Genomic DNA, 16465 nt, shown 5'->3' with positions numbered 1-16465 from the left:
AGTATTTGCACTAAAAGCTTCAAACGTTTGATTTTATGTCGTTTGGCTGGATTTGCGGAAACATGAAAGCGGACTGTCAACGTATAAAGTGCGCAAATTCATGGTTGATTCTGGTCAAGGGCTCAAGGTCTGTGCTTGGTTGAAAGATGAGCTGCACGACGATTCGTAATCGGAATGTGTTGTTCCGATGTCCATTAGAGACAACTAAATTTTCCGACCTCTACCAAGCGAGATAATATCCAGTCTGCAGTTCGGCTCGCATCGCAACCCAAATTTTTTTATCTAATTTTCAGAGTGATAGATTCCTTGCTCGAACTGTGCATTTGATACTGCGAAGTGATAATCAAGTTCAATATCGTCTTAAACGCCTCGTCACCCGGAGTCCGATGTAGCGATCTCGTTAGGTTGGATCTGTCAACAACATGGTAATCAGGCACTCTGCTTGGGCATCCGAGAACGAATCCGAGTTTGTATCTTGACCTGCGACAATTGAGATTTCGTCTCCAAGGGAGAAAACTGTTCCTGCAGCGAGCAGAACATAATAAGCGTTTGTGACTGGGAGTTGGCGCATAATTCCATGATGCTGCGCGACCTCAAAAAGGTGTGTAAGTACATCGTAAATTGGCTGAATATGACGTTTGATTAGCCAAATGAGATGTGAATCCGCCTCTTTCGCACTCACTACCATGAAACGCATAATAAACGGGTATTGCCGCTCTAGATTAATCAGGTGTCGGACAATTTCGGTCATGAACGTCCGCTCGTCGGCACCTCGAAGAGAGCGGATGCGTGATGCCAAATTGTTACGGAACTCACCGAAAACCCGGTCCATTGCGGCTTGCCAGAGGCCTTGCTTGCTTTTGAAATGATAAGTTATCAGTCCTTGCGTGACACCAGCTTCAGCAGAGATGTCATGAGTGGACACTTCTGAATACCCTCGCGCCATAAAAGCCTCGCGAGCGACCGTCACGATACGCGTACGGCTTTCTTGCGACCTTTTTTGCAAGCCCTTAAATTGAATTGCAAAGTCCAAAATGCTGATAAAATCAAAATCGACTGCGTCGTTTGACGGACCAACTGGGGAAACCCTTTTCAATCCATAAACCTTCCGACTCATGTGCAATGCACAGCTCCCTAGATAGAGCTTCGATTAGCTTACGCACCCTGGTGCGACAAGTGACACTATCGACAGATACTTTTTGAAAATCCTATTTGAATGAACAAATAATGTTGCCGATTGCACTACATGACGTTATGACGCCCTCCAAGTACCAAGTCGGGAGTCGCTATTCCGTACAACGGAATTGCGGAGCGCCGCACACGAAGCGATAGTTTCGGTCGGGGTTACCCAAACGGATAAATCTGAGGAACGACAGCTGCCCGGTGCAAGCTTTCGGGTCTCTTTAATGCCGGAACAAAATGTTCGGTTTAAATGGAGTGGGAGAAGCCATGTTTGAGCAGTTCGAGAGCAAATTCATCGATTGCAACGGAATCCGGACACATTATGTTGAACAGGGAGAGGGCGAGCCACTTATATTAGTCCACGGCGGTGGTGCTGGTGCGGACGGTCGCTCTAACTTTGAAACTAATTTCCCGATTTTTGCAAAGCATATGCGGGTCATTGCCTATGACATGGTAGGCTTCGGACTAACGGATGCGCCAGACCCGGCTGAATTCGAGTATACGCAAGAAGCGCGGACCAATCACCTTATCAGTTTCATTGAGGCGATGGGTCTCTCGAATATCTGCCTGATCGGCAATAGCATGGGCGGCACGACCGCTTGTGGTGCAGCGCTAAAGGCTCCGCATCTGGTGTCCAAACTGGTGCTCATGGGCTCTGCGATCAACATTACACAAGAAGACATGATTGCTAGCCGAGGCGACCTTGCGCCGGTCATGGCCTATGATGGCACTGAGGAGGGAATGCGTAAGATAATTGCTGCTTTGACCTTTAGCTACAAGCCGTCCGAAGAGATCGTCAAATACCGACATCAGGCGACATTGCGCCCCACGACTGCCGCTGCTTACAAAGCGACGATGGCTTGGGCGTTTCAGAATGGCCTCTGCTATTCGTCCGAGCAGCTCAGCTCCCTTGAAATGCCGGTTTTGACGGTGGGCGGTAAAAACGACGTTATGGTTCGTATTGAAAAGGTTTTTGAGCAGACGCTCATAATCCCACAAGCGGCGGGTGCCATCTTTCCTAATTGTGGGCATTGGGTGATGATCGAGTACCCGGATATGTTTTGCGAATTGACCTTGCGGTTCTTTGGCAAGAAAGTCTGATTGTGATTTCGCCCGAGCAACTCGCGCGAAGATTGCGTGATGCCTACTCCGGCAAAGCGGTAATGCCGCTGCGTGATGGGCTTGACCCGAGGGATTCCAATCGCGCTTATAGAATTCAGGACATAAATACACGCTTTTGGCAAGCCAGTGGTCGGTGCATTGTGGGCCGCAAGGTCGGGCTGACCGCAAAGGTGGTGCAGCAGCAGCTTGGAGTAGACCAACCTGATTTTGGCGTGCTGTTCGATGACATGCAAGTGGCTGATGGCGGCACTCTGGATCCCGCACGAACGCTGCAACCCAAAGCTGAAGCAGAAATCGCCTTTGTGTTGGGAGCAGACCTTCTACACCCGGAAACGACATCGAGCATGGTCGCTGAAGCAATTGCTACAGTACATGCAGCAATTGAGGTTGTCGATTCCCGCATAGCCGATTGGAAAATCACATTTGCCGACACCGTTGCAGACAACGGTTCGTCTGCGTTCTTCGTTCTGGCAGACCTGGGCAGGCCGCTTCCCGGCCTGGATCTGGAGGGCGCAGCCATGACAATGCTGGTCAATGGAAATGTGGCGTCAACTGGAAGCGGAGCCGCCGCTCTTGGAAATCCGATTAACGCCGCAGCCTGGCTTGCTTCGACGCTGGCGCAGCGTGGGGCGCACCTGAAGCGAGGAGACATTCTGCTTGCAGGTGCGCTCGGGCCGATGGTGACCCTAAATCCGGGAGATGAGGTCCGCGCAATTGTGACCGGCATTGGTGAGTGCAGCTTTAAATTTGGAGGCGGGGCTTGAGCGACAAAACCAAGGTTGCGATCATTGGCTCAGGCAACATCGGTACTGACCTGATGATCAAGGTGATGCGCCTTTCCCAATCGCTGGAAATGAGCGCGATGGTCGGAATCGATCCGTCTTCAGATGGGCTAGCTCGTGCTGGCCGGATGGGAGTTGCGACAACAGCGGGCGGCATAGACGGTCTGCTGGAAATGCCCGAATTCGGTGACATTGCTATCGTATTTGATGCCACTTCTGCAGGCGCACACAAGCGCCATAGTGAGTTGCTGACCGCGCATGGCAAGCGGGTCATCGACCTCACACCGGCTGCCATTGGTCCCTACACGATCCCCTCGGTCAATGGGGAGAGCAATCTCGACGCCCTAAACGTGAACATGGTCACATGCGGCGGACAGGCGACCATTCCCATCGTCCATGCAGTGAACCGTGTGGCGAAGGTACATTACGGAGAGATTGTCGCCTCTATCGCGTCAAAGAGCGCTGGCCCGGGCACGCGTGCAAATATTGATGAATTTACAGAAACAACCAGCCAGGCCATCGTCGATGTCGGTGGGGCGACCCGCGGCAAAGCAATAATCGTGCTCAACCCCGCCGAACCGCCGCTAATTATGCGCGACACCGTCTACTGCCTTTGCGAAGATGCAGACCAGGACGCGGTCAGGCATAGCATAGAACACATGGTGGCCGAGGTTCACGCCTATGTCCCCGGTTACCGGCTGAAACAAGCTGTCCAGTTCGATAATATCGGTTCGAACCGCCCACTTAATATCCCCGAAATGGGCGGTGAATTCACCGGATTGAAAGTCAGCGTGTTTCTCGAAGTCGAGGGCGCCGCTCACTACCTGCCCGCCTATGCCGGCAATCTCGATATCATGACCTCTGCAGCCTTAAGAACCGCCGAAAAGATTGCCCAGCGAATGGCTGGAGGAGTGGCCTTATGAGCTTCGATCCCAAGAAACAGAAGCTGTACATCCAGGACGTGACTCTCCGTGATGGAATGCATGCTATCCGCCACCAATATGGGCTCGAACATGTTAAGTCGATTGCGCGCGCGCTTGATGCCGCCAAGGTTGATGCCATAGAGGTTGCCCACGGCGATGGTCTTCAGGGTTCCAGTTTCAACTACGGCTTTGGCGCTCACACAGATTGGGACTGGATCGGCGCAGTGGCCGAGGTTCTGAAACATTCGGTCCTGACCACTCTCCTGCTGCCGGGTATCGGCACTGTTCATGATCTAAGGCATGCCAGCGAAATGGGCGTGCGCTCTGTTCGGATAGCCACGCATTGCACCGAAGCAGATGTAAGCAGGCAGCATATTGAGGCCGCGCGGAATCTGGGCATGGACGTTTCGGGTTTCTTGATGATGAGCCACATGTCCGAACCGGAACCGCTCGCGCAGCAGGCGAAGCTGATGGAGGAATATGGCGCACATTGCGTCTATGTCACCGACAGCGGTGGTGCCATGAACATGGAGGAATATGCCGCGCGATTGCAGGCCTATGACCGAGTTCTTCGACCTGAAACGCAACGCGGGGTGCATGCGCATCACAATCTATCGCTAAGCGTCGCGAATTCGATCGTTGCCGTGCAAAATGGCGCGGTCCGTGTCGATGCAAGCCTTGCAGGAATGGGGGCTGGCGCCGGAAACGCTCCGCTGGAAGTCTTCATAGCGGCGGCTGACCGCTACGGCTGGAATCACGGTTGCGATCTATACGCGCTGATGGATGCCGCAGAAGACCTTGTCCGGCCACTGCAGGACCGCCCAGTTCGAGTTGACCGTGAAACTCTCACTTTGGGCTATGCCGGAGTCTATTCCAGCTTTCTTCGCCATGCCGAGAAGGCCTCAGCAGATTATGGTGTCGATACCCGCTCGATCCTTGTCGAGGCAGGTCGCCGAAAGATGGTGGGCGGACAAGAGGACATGATTGTCGATATCGCACTCGACTTGGCGGGCATGAAATCTCGCGAAGATTGAAGACTAGGGAGAAGCCGAGATGAACTCTGCAGAGACACTGCACGCGGACGACTTAGCGTTGTCCGATATCTGGCCCGAAGAAGGCTCCAGCCGGATTCCATCGAAAGTGTATACCGATCCTGACGTGTATCGGCGTGAATTGGACCGAATCTTTTATGGCCCTCACTGGTGCTATGTCGGTCTTGAGGCTGAAGTTCCCGAACCAGGGAACTTCAAGCGCACGTCAATCGGCGAACGGTCGGTCATTATGGTTCGCAACCGTAAGGGCGAAGTCAATGTTCTGGAAAATCGCTGCGCTCATCGAGCGATGCGCTTCTGCCAAGAGAAGTTCGGCAAAGTTAAAACCTTGGTGTGTCCATATCATCAGTGGAACTACAACTATGACGGCAAGCTCCTTGGTGTACCCTTCCAGCGCGGCGTCAAGGGAAATGGCGGGATGCCAGAAGACTTCAAGTTGGATGAGCACGGCCTCAACCGCCTCAAGGTAGCCACAAGAGGCGGGGTCGTCTTCGCATGCTTTGACCACGATGTGGAAGCCTTGGAGGACTACATCGGTCCCGCAGTCCTGCCCTATTTTGACCGCACTTTCGATGGCCGAAAACTCGTTGTTCAAGGCTATTCAAGGCAGCGGATTCCAGGAAACTGGAAGTTGATGATGGAGAACATCAAGGATCCTTATCATCCAGGATTGCTCCACACATGGTTCGTAACATTCGGGCTGTGGCGGGCTGACAATGAGTCGATGCTGGTCTTGGATGAACATGGCCGCAACGCCTGCATGATCTCTAAACGCAGCGAGACAATCGACCTCACTATCACAGAAGGCGTAACCAGCTTTCGTAAAAACATGAAGCTTCACGACATGTCCCTGCTCGATATCGTGCAGGAGCCATGGTGGAAAGGGCCGACTGTGGCTATGACAACGATTTTCCCAAGCATAATCTTCCAGCAGCAGGTCAATTCACTTTCGACCCGCCAGATAATTCCAGATGGTCCGAATAAGTTCGATTTCGTCTGGACACATTTCGGATTTGAAGAAGACAGTCAGGAAATGACTGACCGCCGAATGCATCAAGCAAACCTGTTTGGTCCGGCGGGTTTCGTATCGGCTGACGACGGTGAAGTAATCGAGTTTAGTCAGGAAGGCTTGGACCAGGACCCTGCATTTTCGACCCTGTGCGAACTTGACGGAACTGGTGTTGAAAATACTAATCACATGGTCACCGAGACCCTGATCCGGGGGATGTACAAATATTGGCGTAAGGTGATGGGCATATGACCATAACAAAACCATCTCTCAACGATATCATTTCACTTTATGCAAGTTATGCAGCAAGTATTGACGAAGAACGGTTTGACGACTGGGTAGAATTTTTTACTGACAATTGCGTTTATAAGGTAATTCCCAGAGAAAATTATGATGCTGGCAGGCCCCTGGCCAGTATGTCCCTTAAAGGCGTTGCTGGCCTGCGCGACCGCATATACGGCGTGACCAGTACCGTATTCCATGCACCCTACTATCAGAGGCATATAATCGGTTTGCCCCTCGTCAAATCGCAGGACGGTGATTTGCTCAGCGTAGAGGCAAACTATCTCGTGCTGCGGACGAAACGCGATCAGTTGACCGAAGTTTACAACGCAGGCCGATATATTGATATCATCCAAGTTGGATCTCGTGGACTCAAATTTCAGGAAAAACTCTGCGTTTTTGACAGTGAGCTCATTCCGAACTCCCTGATCTATCCTATTTGATTGATCGAACTTTATGGTTATTCTCCACGAGTTCGCATTGTCTTCGGCCAGTTTTAGAGTGCGCATCGCGCTCAACCTGAAGGGTGTAGAGTATAAGACCAAGAGCTATTCCCTACGTGAAGGAGAGCAGCGGAGTTCAGTTTTTCTGGAGCTAAATCCGGCAGGGCTTGTTCCCTGCCTGGAGATTGATGGTCTGAAGCTCTCCCAGAGCATCGCGATAATTGAATATATTGATGGTCGCTATCCCGGGCCACAACTCATCCCGTCAGATCCGGCCGAACGTGCCGCTGTGCAGGCGATGGCGTTGGCAATCGCCTGCGACATTCACCCCCTCAATAATCTGCGCGTTCTGGAATATCTTGAAGATGAGATGGGGCAAAGCGAGCAGGTTCGAAATCGCTGGTATGAACATTGGGTACACGCGGGTTTTTCGGCTCTAGAGACCATCTTTCAATCACAGCCAGAGCGCCAATTTGCGGCAGGAGATAATATCAGCCTTGCCGATATTTGCCTTGTTCCTCAATTTTTTAACGCGCGCCGTTACAATATCGACATGGCTGCTTATCCACGGCTCTTAGAGATCAGTGCCCGCGCGTCAGCCCTTCCGGCTTTTGTCCGCGCTGCACCTGTTCAGCCAAACTCGTGAGCCGACTTTTCCAGGAGTATAACATGTCTACACCAACCAGCGATGCCGCAAGAATGGCCGAATTCTATGGACAATTGGACCTTCAAGGCATGGCGCCGTTATGGGAGAGTCTCCATACATTGGTTCCTAAGTCGCCAACCACCCCCGTGCAAGTTGCACATTGGGATTATGACAATGTTGTTCGACCGCGGCTGATGGAAGCAGGGCGACTGATCACGGCCAAGCAGGCCGAGCGCCGGGTTCTTATCCTTGAAAATCCGGGCCTGCGCGGCAAAGCTTCAATCACGCATTCGCTTTACGCGGGGCTTCAACTCATTCTTCCCGGTGAAGTTGCTCCAGCGCATCGTCACACTCAATGTGCGCTGCGCTTTATTGTCGAAGGCAACGGAGCGTACACAGCGGTTGCCGGCGAGCGGACAACTATGCACCCCGGCGATTTTGTTCTCACTCCCAACTGGACTTGGCATGATCATGGCAATGACAGCAAAGAACCAATGGTCTGGCTTGATGGACTGGACATTCCGTTGGTCCAGTTCCTTGATGCCGGGTTTGCTGAGACAGGTGACACCGACTCCCAGTCGCTGTCTCGCCCGGAAGGTGATGCATCGGCGCGCTACGCGGGGAACCTCTTGCCGATTGACTGGAAACCCGACACCAAGAATTCTCCAGTTCTGAACTATCCGTATGTGCGCACGCGGGAATCTTTGGAAACAGTTTCGCGAAACGGTGAAGTCGACGCCTTCCATGGCCACAAGCTGCGTTATGTAAACCCCGCAACCGGTGGTTCACCAATGCCAACTATCGGAACTTTCATCCAAATGTTGCCGGCCGGATTTCAGAGCCGTTGGTACCGCTCCACTGACAGTACGGTCTATTCGGTTGTAGAAGGCACAGGCGAAAGCACGATCGGCGGCCGCAAAATAACTTGGAAACCGCGGGATATTTTTGTGGCTCCAAGTTGGGCTTGGCAGGAGCACTGTAGTGAGGGCGGCGCAATTTTGTTCAGTTTTTCCGACCGGCCCGTTCAGCAGGCGCTTGGACTGTGGCGTGAGGAACGCAGTGTTGACTAGATGAATATCTCAGGGAGAAATCGATGAAACATGTAAAAGCACCCACGCAGGTGACTGTCGGCGTTACGAACGGTGGAGAATTCCCGGTGAGACGGGTCTACTGCGTTGGTAGAAACTATCGTGCACACGCAATCGAAATGGGTATGGACCCTGATCGAGAGGCGCCGTTCTTCTTCATGAAGCCTGCGGACAATATCGTGCCGAGCGGCAGTACTTTAGACTATCCGCCGCGTACGTCTGATTTCCAACATGAGATCGAACTGGTTGTCGCAATCGGAAAGGGTGGGAAAAACATTCCGCCGGATCACGCGTCCGATCACGTTTTTGGATATGCCGTCGGCCTCGATATGACCCGCAGGGATCTCCAGATGGAGGCACGCAAGTCGGGGCGGCCATGGGACATGGGCAAAGGGTTCGATCAATCGGCACCTTGTGGAAAAATCTCCCCTGTATCGGAAACCGGTCTAATCCAGAGCGGTGAAATTAGCCTCACAGTGAACGGCGAAACGCGTCAAGAAAGCGACGTTTCGCTGCTGATCTGGAATGTGGCCGAAGTAATCGGAGATCTGTCGACATATTGCGAACTGGTACCAGGTGACCTGATTTTCACAGGAACCCCAGAGGGTGTGGGCCCGGTATTAAGAGGCGATCATTTGGTCGGTCACATAGACGGCCTGACATCCCTGGAGGTCTTCATTGCGAAATAGAAAAATGCGGGTGCCCTGCATTTTGCATGTCGCCCTGAGTTACTCCACGTTTTTGGCGAGCAGGCCATAACACTCACCTGTTCTTACGACGAACAGGAGATGGTTCGACAAGTGGCTCCACGTTTGCGAGAGAGACGCTCGAAGCCAAGTTCACGTGACGAACCGACGGCAATTTGCAACTGACCCATTTGAGAATGCAAATGATCGGTGTGTTAGTGACAGTAGCCAAGCGTACTGACTGGCTTGAACGGCAGCTACTCATCGATCCACGCTCAGCAGCAGACGGTCTGCTCCCGGCCCAATTGACGACGTTCAAAGCGCACCAAGAAAATCCCGAAAGCCGTGATCTTTAAAGGTCATCGCAAATGGCTGGAAGTGGGCCGTTTCTGGACCATCTGCTTTTAGGGGAAAGTTAGCTAAGAGCGGACTGTCTGCTGTAGAATAGAAATGTGATAATGCAGACGCTTGTTCAAAGGTGTTGAAGGCAGCTTACCTGCCTTAGCCCATGCAAGCGCCACTGAAGTCCAGGTAAGCCAGCGAAAATGATTAAGATGCCGGCCTTGATAGCCCCGCAAGTGGCGAGCTGGTCCGATAATCGCCCGCTAAGCCAAATAGTAACTTTCGTTGTACGGATCGGACATCACACCCGAAGCAACGGATGCTCGCACTCCCAACTACTCAACACCGATTGGTAATTGAATAGCTCATAATCCTTTACTTCGTAGAATATCTCAAAGAGATCCTCACCCAACAGGTTGCGGACAGATTTGCAGGCACGGGACCGGTCCAGTGTAGCCTCCAAGGCGTGGGGCAGTGCCTCGGCGGTCTTGGACGATGAACACCAGGCTGCTGTGACCACGCTTGCTGTTGACAAAACAGTGACGGGGGCAATCTTCGGCAGAGTTGACCAAGTCAAATTCCAAATCATTGGGAATGAACTACGTAGTGAAAAATATCTGTTTTTAGACGACTTTTTTATCGCAATCGTCTAGATACGTGAAATACTCCGCAAAAAAGTGACGGATGCGAATTTCCTGATCGCTATAAACAGCACCTTTGTAGCCTTTCGAATGCAACCCGCTTTGGACACGAGGAACGAGCACGCGGTCCTGTTTTACCACTGGACCAGAAACATCTATATCGGACGGGTCCGCATAGGTCCGTGGCAATACTTTCTTGCCGGACATATCTGCGTCTTCAATTGCCATGAACGAGGGCAGTTCGCCAATTCCTGGGATTGCATAAACCTGAACCTGATAAATGCATTTCTCAGGTTCCGTCGGATGGGGCAGCCATTGTTGAATGAAAAAGCCTTCAGGATGAAGAAAAGTTTCGGTCGTTGGAAAAATGCCGACCCCCCAATCGTCTACCAGCTGGCCCTCTGTGAACTTGGAATAGTCGATGACATAGTTGGTCTTTTTCAGTTTCGCTGCGATGATGGCAGCCGGCACTTCGCTCCAGTGCTCCGGCCATTGGTCTTCGGGTATACCGGCCTCTCGCAAAAATATCTTGTGTTCCTCAGCGAGCTCGTTCGGTAGCTTATTAAGATATTGCGGACTTGGGCTCATGAACTGATAAACGCTTAAGGCATGGCCATTGTCGTAAAGATCAGTTTGCGCATGATAAGCATCCACCGCCGAATAAAGTTGTGGATGGGTTGCCTGAACATGATAGCCTTCAACAAATGCTTCATGCGCCGTTTTCCAGTTCGCGGGCCATTCCTGTTGAACATCGCGAATCCGCAATGCTTTTTCAAAATCATAAGCCTTTGTACAGGCGATAAATTCCGGCCCCAGAAATTCTTCTAGCGGAGCGACTTCGTCATCGAGGCAGATGAAAATCCAACCACGCCACACTGACGTGCGGACTGTTGGTAAATCAAGATTGTGACAGATCGCTTCTTCGCGAAACGATTCCTGATCCTGAATTTTCAGAAGATCGCCGGTATTAGAATATTCCCAATTGTGGAACGGGCATACGAACTTCTTCGTGCTCCCATAGTCCTGCATGACCAACCTCGCACCGCGGTGCTGACAGACATTATACATCCCGCGGATGTTGTCCCCATCGCCGCGAACAATCAAGACTGACTCATGTCCACGATCGACCTTCATGAAGTTATTCGGTTTTGGAATGTCAGACAAATGCCCGACATGAAGCCACACTTTTGACCAAAGCTTCGTCCATTCCTGCTCCATTACTTCGCGGGAGAAGTAGATATCCTTCCGCGTTTGTCGAGCTGTGCCCAAGTCGCGCGGCGCGCCCTTCTTATGCCTTCCTTTAGTATCTTTCCATTTTGGCAGCTCATACGTCTGCCGAAACGGCTCATAACTTATTGGAGAATGCGGCTCAGCATAACGCCATTCGTCATTTTCATTTTTTGTATTATCCATAGTTCACCATCGTCATCGCTGAAATCAACGGTATGAATGACAGGCATACACTTGACCGTAAATGACCTCGCGCGCAGGTGGCCTTGCCTGCCAATGAATTAGAAGAGATCAACGGTTCAAAAGCCGCTCCACTGCAGACTTAACTTCATCACCTGAGAGGCAGGACATCTCTTCAGCTAGCGAAAGCAAAAATGCCTCATTATAGAGTCGACGGGTCAAACTTGAAAAGGCTCGCTTTGTTCCTTGGACCCCACCTCTCGGAAGGCCCGCAATCGTATTTGCCAATGCAAGTGCCATCGGCTCAACATCCTCCGACGATTCCGCTAGATCGGTGACAAGGCCCATTGCGAACCCCTGTTCTCCCGTAACTGCCTGTCCAGTCAACAAGTATCGCTTTGCTCGCGTAATTCCGATTGACTGCGACCATCCAAGAATGCCCCCATCTCCTGCTGCAAGTCCCAGCACAACATGCGGATCGGCAATACGAGCGCCTTTCCAGGCTACTACGACGTCCGAACACGCAACAATGGTTGCGCCAAGACCAATTGCAGCCCCCTGAACTGCCGCAATGATGGGAATGGGTAGGTCGAGCATTCCGTCGATGATGGCCTTGGCTTCCGCTGCCAGTCGATCTCGGATGTCCTCTGACATATTGGCCTTGAGCATCATTTCCAAATCTCCGCCGGCGGAAAACGATCTTCCGTCTGCAGTGATGATCAATGTGGCAAGATCGGGAATACACCTTATTTCACACAGAGCCGCTGGAAATTCAGTATGCAACGCTTCATCGAAGCGGTTTTGCAAATCCGGCCGGGTCAATCGGAGTGTTGCTATCGCCCCCTCGACTGAAATCGATAGGCATTGGTAATCAGACATTGACGGGCTCCCTTGACCTTGCGGGCTGATCAGAAAAGGCAGCGATCAATCCTGGCAAGCGGGCCTCATAGTCTTCAAATGAATCGTTCTTGACAGGACCAAAGCCACGAATGTCAGCGGCGGCCTTAGCCAATGAAATGGCGGCTCCTAAATTTTCGCTTGTCAGCTTTGAGGCGACATCCTGCATCAAGATTCTATAATCCAAAATCAACCGCCGCTCCTTGCGTCGTTCATGCGTGTATCCGAATGGATCGAAAGTGGTTCCGCGCAATCGACGCATTCTGCGTAGGATCTTGAAAAGTGATAACACCCAGCGGCCCATTGCTATCTTTCGCGGACGCCCGGTGGCGGGGTCCATGCGTGCAAAAAGAGGAGGAGAAAGGTAAATCTTTAGTCGATAATCGCCGTCGAACTGAGCGTCTAAGGCACTTTGGAAAACGTCGCTCGTGTAGAGACGAGCGACTTCATATTCATCCTTGTACGCCATAATCCGAGCCAAGGTGAATGCAATTGCAGTCGTAAATTCATTACTTCCTTCGACGTCTCGGTGATCAACTATATCGGCGATCATGGAGACATATTGTTTAAATGTCGCCGCATATGTTTCATCCTGATAGTCAGTGAGCAAATTGACGCTGCTTACAACGCGTTCTTGAAGCGAAGATGAGTTATTCCCTTTCGGCTTGCCGGCCCGTGTTTCCTCAAATGCCCCAGGATCCGCCGCGAGCAATCTTCCCAGCGACAGGACACGCAGATTTTCGTTCACATTAGTTCCGTTTAGTCGGATCGCCGCCTCGACTGATCCAAGCGAAACCGGAAGCAGCCCCATTTGCAACGCATAGCCCACCATAAGGAAATTGGACGCGATACTATCGCCGATGAATTTGTTCGCGATGTGGGTCGCATGAATGCGATGGATGCGGCCTCCGGCAAGAGCTTTCTCGATAGCTCTGTCCAGCCTTTCGCTCCCGACATCAAAATCTCGGCTCGTCTGAAATGCGCCCGTTGGTGTTACATCAGAATTCAGAACAGCTGTTGTAACACCTGCTTTCGCAGTCGTGAGCACGCTGGTGCTCGACGCCACAACCATATCGCATGCGAGAATCAAATCGGCCGTTGCAACATCAAGGCGTGCGCTATGCAAACGATCTTGCATCGGAGCAACGCGCAAATGGCTCGTAACCGCACCGCCTTTTTGCGCCATTCCAGTTTGGTCCATAACGGTGCAGCCCAGCCCGTCCAAATGGGCAGCCATGCCTAAGACCGCTCCGATGGTGAGGACACCGGTTCCGCCAATTCCAGTAGTTAAAACACTGTAAACGGTGTCGCGCCCGGCCACTTTGGGCTCTGCAAGGGACCCAACCTTCTCTAGGATGCTAGAAGCAAGAGCTTGGCTCTTCTTGGCAATTGTGGCCCCTTCAACGGAAACAAAGGACGGACAAAATCCATTTACACAGCTAAAATCCTTGTTGCATGAAGATTGATCAATCACTCTCTTGCGTCCAAGTTCGGTTTCAAGCGGCTGAATACTAAGACAGTTGGACTGTACCGAACAATCGCCGCAGCCCTCACAGACGGCAGAGTTGATAAATATCCGCTTGTTCGGATCGTGGAATTTGCCGCGCTTGCGGCGACGCCGTTTCTCGGCGGCACAGGTCTGGACATAGACGATCGCTGAAACGCCTTTTACCAGTCTGAGCCGTTCTTGGACGTCATTCAATTGGTCCCTATGATACAGACTGACTCCTGGTAGCGGGGCGTTCGGTCCAGTAAAATCTTCGGGCTGATCAGTTACAATGACCACTGGATCAACACGCTCCGCAAGCAATTGCCGGACAATGTCGAGCGGCGACGGCGTACCTTCGACTGGCTGACCACCGGTCATGGCAACGGCATCATTATAGAGGATTTTGAACGTCATAACTGAATTGGCGGCGACGGCAGCTCGGATCGATAATATTCCGGAATGGGCGTAGGTGCCGTCCCCCATGTTCTGAAATACATGCGGCGTATCAACAAAGGGGCCTGCCGCCACCCATGGCATGCCGTCTCCCCCCATAGGCATCGGCATCAGGGTGCGGCGCTCCGGCATAAAGGCGGCAAGGCCATGGCATCCCACCGCACTTATTGCGATACTGCCATTAGGCAATTTTGTGCTCCTATTATGTGGGCATCCCGAACAATAATACGCTGGCCTAGCTACGCCGCCGCCTGCCATGTTTGCAGCAGCTTGCACTGCTGATTTATAGTATACAATTCTTGCCTGCGTTTGGTCGTTGACCAATCCCAAGGCTTCCAACCGCTGTGCGATGGCATCACGCACAGCCGTTGGAGTCAATTCGCCAACGGATGACAAGAGTGCTTGATTTTTATCGTCAGATTTTCCTGTTACGACAGGTCGTTCACTATCGGGCAAGTTATAGAACAGGTTGACGAGCTGATTTTCAATTACTGGGCGCTTTTCTTCTACGACGAGCAATTCTGTGCATCCGCGTCCAAACGACGTGATTGCCTCAGGCTCCAAGGGCCAAATCATCGCGGGCTTGAACAATCGAACGCCCAAAGCTGCGCATCGTTCTTCACTCAAGCCCAAGTCGTCGAGAGCCTGACGAACGTCGAGATAGGCTTTTCCCGATGCGATAATGCCCAGATTGCGATGCTGCGAATCGAAGATGGTTCGATCAAGACCATTCGCTCGGACAAATGCCTGAGCAGCAGGCAGTCGATGGTTGTGCGCAAGTTCTTCCTGCACCAACGGCGGCCGCAACTGTTGAAGGCCAAGACCTTCACGGTTCGAAACATCGTCGGGGCGAACGAATTCTCGTTCTGGATCAGGCAGCTTCACCGAAGATGAAAAATCGAGTGTATCAGTAACGCATTTCAGAGCAACATAGGCACCACTGAAACGGGACATTTCCCAACCCGCAAGGCCGTATTCGATAATTTCCGTAGAGGTCGACGGATAGAGAATGGGGATCATCGCTGCGATCAGTGTGTGCTCGGATTGATGAGCGCTGGCGGAGGACTTCCCGCCGTGATCATCCCCGGTGAGAACCAACACCCCACCATGGGTAGCAGCACCTTCTAGGTTTCCAAGTTTCAGGGCCTCCATAGCCCGATCTGTTCCGACTCCTTTGCCGTACCAGAGAGAAAACACACCTGCACGATTGGATTTTCCAAGCCAATTTAGTTCCTGTGTCCCGCGTACGCTGCTAGCGGCCAATTCTTCGTTAAGCGCTGGCAAGAACGTCACTTCATTTTCATCGAGTAGCTTCTGGGCCGCCCAAAGAGCCGCATCATAAGTTCCAAGGGGAGAGCCGCGATATCCTGAAACAAAGCCGGCAGTATTTAACCCCGCGGCCCGGTCGCGGCGCGCTTGGTCGATAGGGAGGCGCACCAAAGCCTGAATCGCTGACATAAACACGCAGCCGTCAACCTGATTATATTTGTCGCCCAGAGTGACCGCCGTTTTCGTCATGTTGGCATATCTAATGATGCAAGTTCAGCATCGGCCCGGCCTGCGACAAGTCGTTTGACGACGTAGCTCAAAACTAAGATGCTTTCCTGGTTAAAAATTGCTACTTTGGACGTCACCACGGCGCGATTGTTTTTCGAGGTGGGTTTGATTTCTATCGTGTCGATTACTGCCCAAATAGAGTCGTTTACAAAAACGGGATGATGAGCTTTGGTGGAAATTTCGAGAAGCGCGAGGCCCACGCCCTGAATGGCCGTCTGGAACAACATTCCTTCTATGAGGCATTGAGTTAGCGCCGCAGGAACAAGCCGACCCTTAATGGCAGCACCCGGATAGTTTGGATCGATAAATATTGCTTCCAACATGCCTGTCACCGAAACAAAATTTACGAGATCTGTCTCGGTGACAGTGCGTCGCAGTGTTCGGCCCATTGTTCCGATTTCAAGCTCCTGCCAATATTTTCCACGTCCAATCACCGCTGAGATTTCATTTCCCGATGACAT

Annotated in this window: 16 protein-coding genes; 10 read left to right on the top strand and 6 right to left on the bottom strand. The window is 52.0% G+C overall.

Annotation, left to right across the window (positions count from 1 at the left end; translation table 11 throughout):
* Positions 1 to 400: 400 nt before the first annotated feature.
* Positions 401 to 1117, bottom strand: a complete 717-nt coding sequence (locus tag ACIQ2T_RS02690) for a TetR/AcrR family transcriptional regulator (RefSeq protein WP_397589448.1) — start codon at positions 1115 to 1117, stop codon at positions 401 to 403.
* Between the two features lie 332 nt (positions 1118 to 1449).
* On the opposite strand from ACIQ2T_RS02690, the gene ACIQ2T_RS02685 reads away from it, so the two are divergent.
* The 10 genes from ACIQ2T_RS02685 to ACIQ2T_RS02640 all read left to right on the top strand — a co-directional run bounded on the left by ACIQ2T_RS02685 (position 1450) and on the right by ACIQ2T_RS02640 (position 9571).
* Positions 1450 to 2283 carry an alpha/beta fold hydrolase gene (locus ACIQ2T_RS02685; RefSeq protein ID WP_397583414.1) on the top strand — a complete coding sequence of 278 codons (834 nt, stop codon included), beginning with the start codon at positions 1450 to 1452 and terminating at the stop codon, positions 2281 to 2283.
* A gap of 62 nt (positions 2284 to 2345) precedes the next feature.
* Entirely contained in the window at positions 2346 to 3068 is a 723-nt protein-coding gene (locus tag ACIQ2T_RS02680; protein WP_397583530.1) for a 2-keto-4-pentenoate hydratase, read from the top strand.
* Complete coding sequence (locus tag ACIQ2T_RS02675) at positions 3065 to 4009, top strand: acetaldehyde dehydrogenase (acetylating) (RefSeq protein ID WP_397583415.1); 945 nt, start codon at positions 3065 to 3067, stop codon at positions 4007 to 4009. Before ACIQ2T_RS02680 ends, ACIQ2T_RS02675 begins: the two co-directional genes overlap by 4 nt.
* Positions 4006 to 5043 (top strand): 4-hydroxy-2-oxovalerate aldolase, encoded by a 1038-nt coding sequence (dmpG, locus tag ACIQ2T_RS02670; protein ID WP_397583416.1) that lies wholly within the window; start codon positions 4006 to 4008, stop codon positions 5041 to 5043. Before ACIQ2T_RS02675 ends, dmpG begins: the two co-directional genes overlap by 4 nt.
* Before the next feature lie 19 nt (positions 5044 to 5062).
* Complete coding sequence (locus tag ACIQ2T_RS02665) at positions 5063 to 6322, top strand: aromatic ring-hydroxylating dioxygenase subunit alpha (protein ID WP_397583417.1); 1260 nt, start codon at positions 5063 to 5065, stop codon at positions 6320 to 6322.
* Complete coding sequence (locus ACIQ2T_RS02660; protein ID WP_397583418.1) at positions 6319 to 6795, top strand: aromatic-ring-hydroxylating dioxygenase subunit beta; 477 nt, start codon at positions 6319 to 6321, stop codon at positions 6793 to 6795. The genes ACIQ2T_RS02665 and ACIQ2T_RS02660 overlap by 4 nt, the downstream gene beginning before the upstream one ends.
* A gap of 13 nt (positions 6796 to 6808) precedes the next feature.
* Complete coding sequence (gene maiA, locus ACIQ2T_RS02655) at positions 6809 to 7441, top strand: maleylacetoacetate isomerase (protein ID WP_397583419.1); 633 nt, start codon at positions 6809 to 6811, stop codon at positions 7439 to 7441.
* A 23-nt stretch (positions 7442 to 7464) separates the two neighbouring features.
* A complete protein-coding gene (gene gtdA / locus ACIQ2T_RS02650) occupies positions 7465 to 8511 on the top strand; it encodes a gentisate 1,2-dioxygenase (RefSeq protein WP_397583420.1) in 1047 nt (348 codons plus the stop codon).
* 23 nt (positions 8512 to 8534) lie between these two features.
* Positions 8535 to 9218: a fumarylacetoacetate hydrolase family protein gene (locus tag ACIQ2T_RS02645; protein ID WP_397583421.1), complete on the top strand. Its 684-nt coding sequence runs from the start codon at positions 8535 to 8537 to the stop codon at positions 9216 to 9218.
* A 200-nt stretch (positions 9219 to 9418) separates the two neighbouring features.
* Positions 9419 to 9571 (top strand): hypothetical protein, encoded by a 153-nt coding sequence (locus tag ACIQ2T_RS02640; protein ID WP_397583422.1) that lies wholly within the window; start codon positions 9419 to 9421, stop codon positions 9569 to 9571.
* A gap of 287 nt (positions 9572 to 9858) precedes the next feature.
* Here ACIQ2T_RS02640 and ACIQ2T_RS02635 read toward each other — a convergent pair whose 3' ends face one another.
* From ACIQ2T_RS02635 to ACIQ2T_RS02615, 5 genes are all read right to left on the bottom strand, one after another.
* Positions 9859 to 10134 (bottom strand): hypothetical protein, encoded by a 276-nt coding sequence (locus ACIQ2T_RS02635; RefSeq protein ID WP_397589447.1) that lies wholly within the window; start codon positions 10132 to 10134, stop codon positions 9859 to 9861.
* A 46-nt stretch (positions 10135 to 10180) separates the two neighbouring features.
* Positions 10181 to 11611, bottom strand: a complete 1431-nt coding sequence (locus tag ACIQ2T_RS02630) for an SRPBCC family protein (protein ID WP_397583863.1) — start codon at positions 11609 to 11611, stop codon at positions 10181 to 10183.
* A 108-nt stretch (positions 11612 to 11719) separates the two neighbouring features.
* Positions 11720 to 12487, bottom strand: coding sequence for an enoyl-CoA hydratase/isomerase family protein (locus ACIQ2T_RS02625; RefSeq protein WP_397583862.1), 768 nt, complete (start codon positions 12485 to 12487; stop codon positions 11720 to 11722).
* Complete coding sequence (locus tag ACIQ2T_RS02620) at positions 12480 to 15965, bottom strand: indolepyruvate ferredoxin oxidoreductase family protein (protein WP_397589446.1); 3486 nt, start codon at positions 15963 to 15965, stop codon at positions 12480 to 12482. Before ACIQ2T_RS02620 ends, ACIQ2T_RS02625 begins: the two co-directional genes overlap by 8 nt.
* A complete protein-coding gene (locus ACIQ2T_RS02615) occupies positions 15962 to 16465 on the bottom strand; it encodes a MaoC family dehydratase (RefSeq protein WP_397589445.1) in 504 nt (167 codons plus the stop codon). Before ACIQ2T_RS02615 ends, ACIQ2T_RS02620 begins: the two co-directional genes overlap by 4 nt.

The sequence above is a fragment of the Sphingorhabdus sp. genome (assembly GCF_044357595.1).
Lineage (GTDB): Bacteria > Pseudomonadota > Alphaproteobacteria > Sphingomonadales > Sphingomonadaceae > Sphingorhabdus_B.
This window is presented reverse-complemented; position numbering and strand designations above follow the sequence as displayed.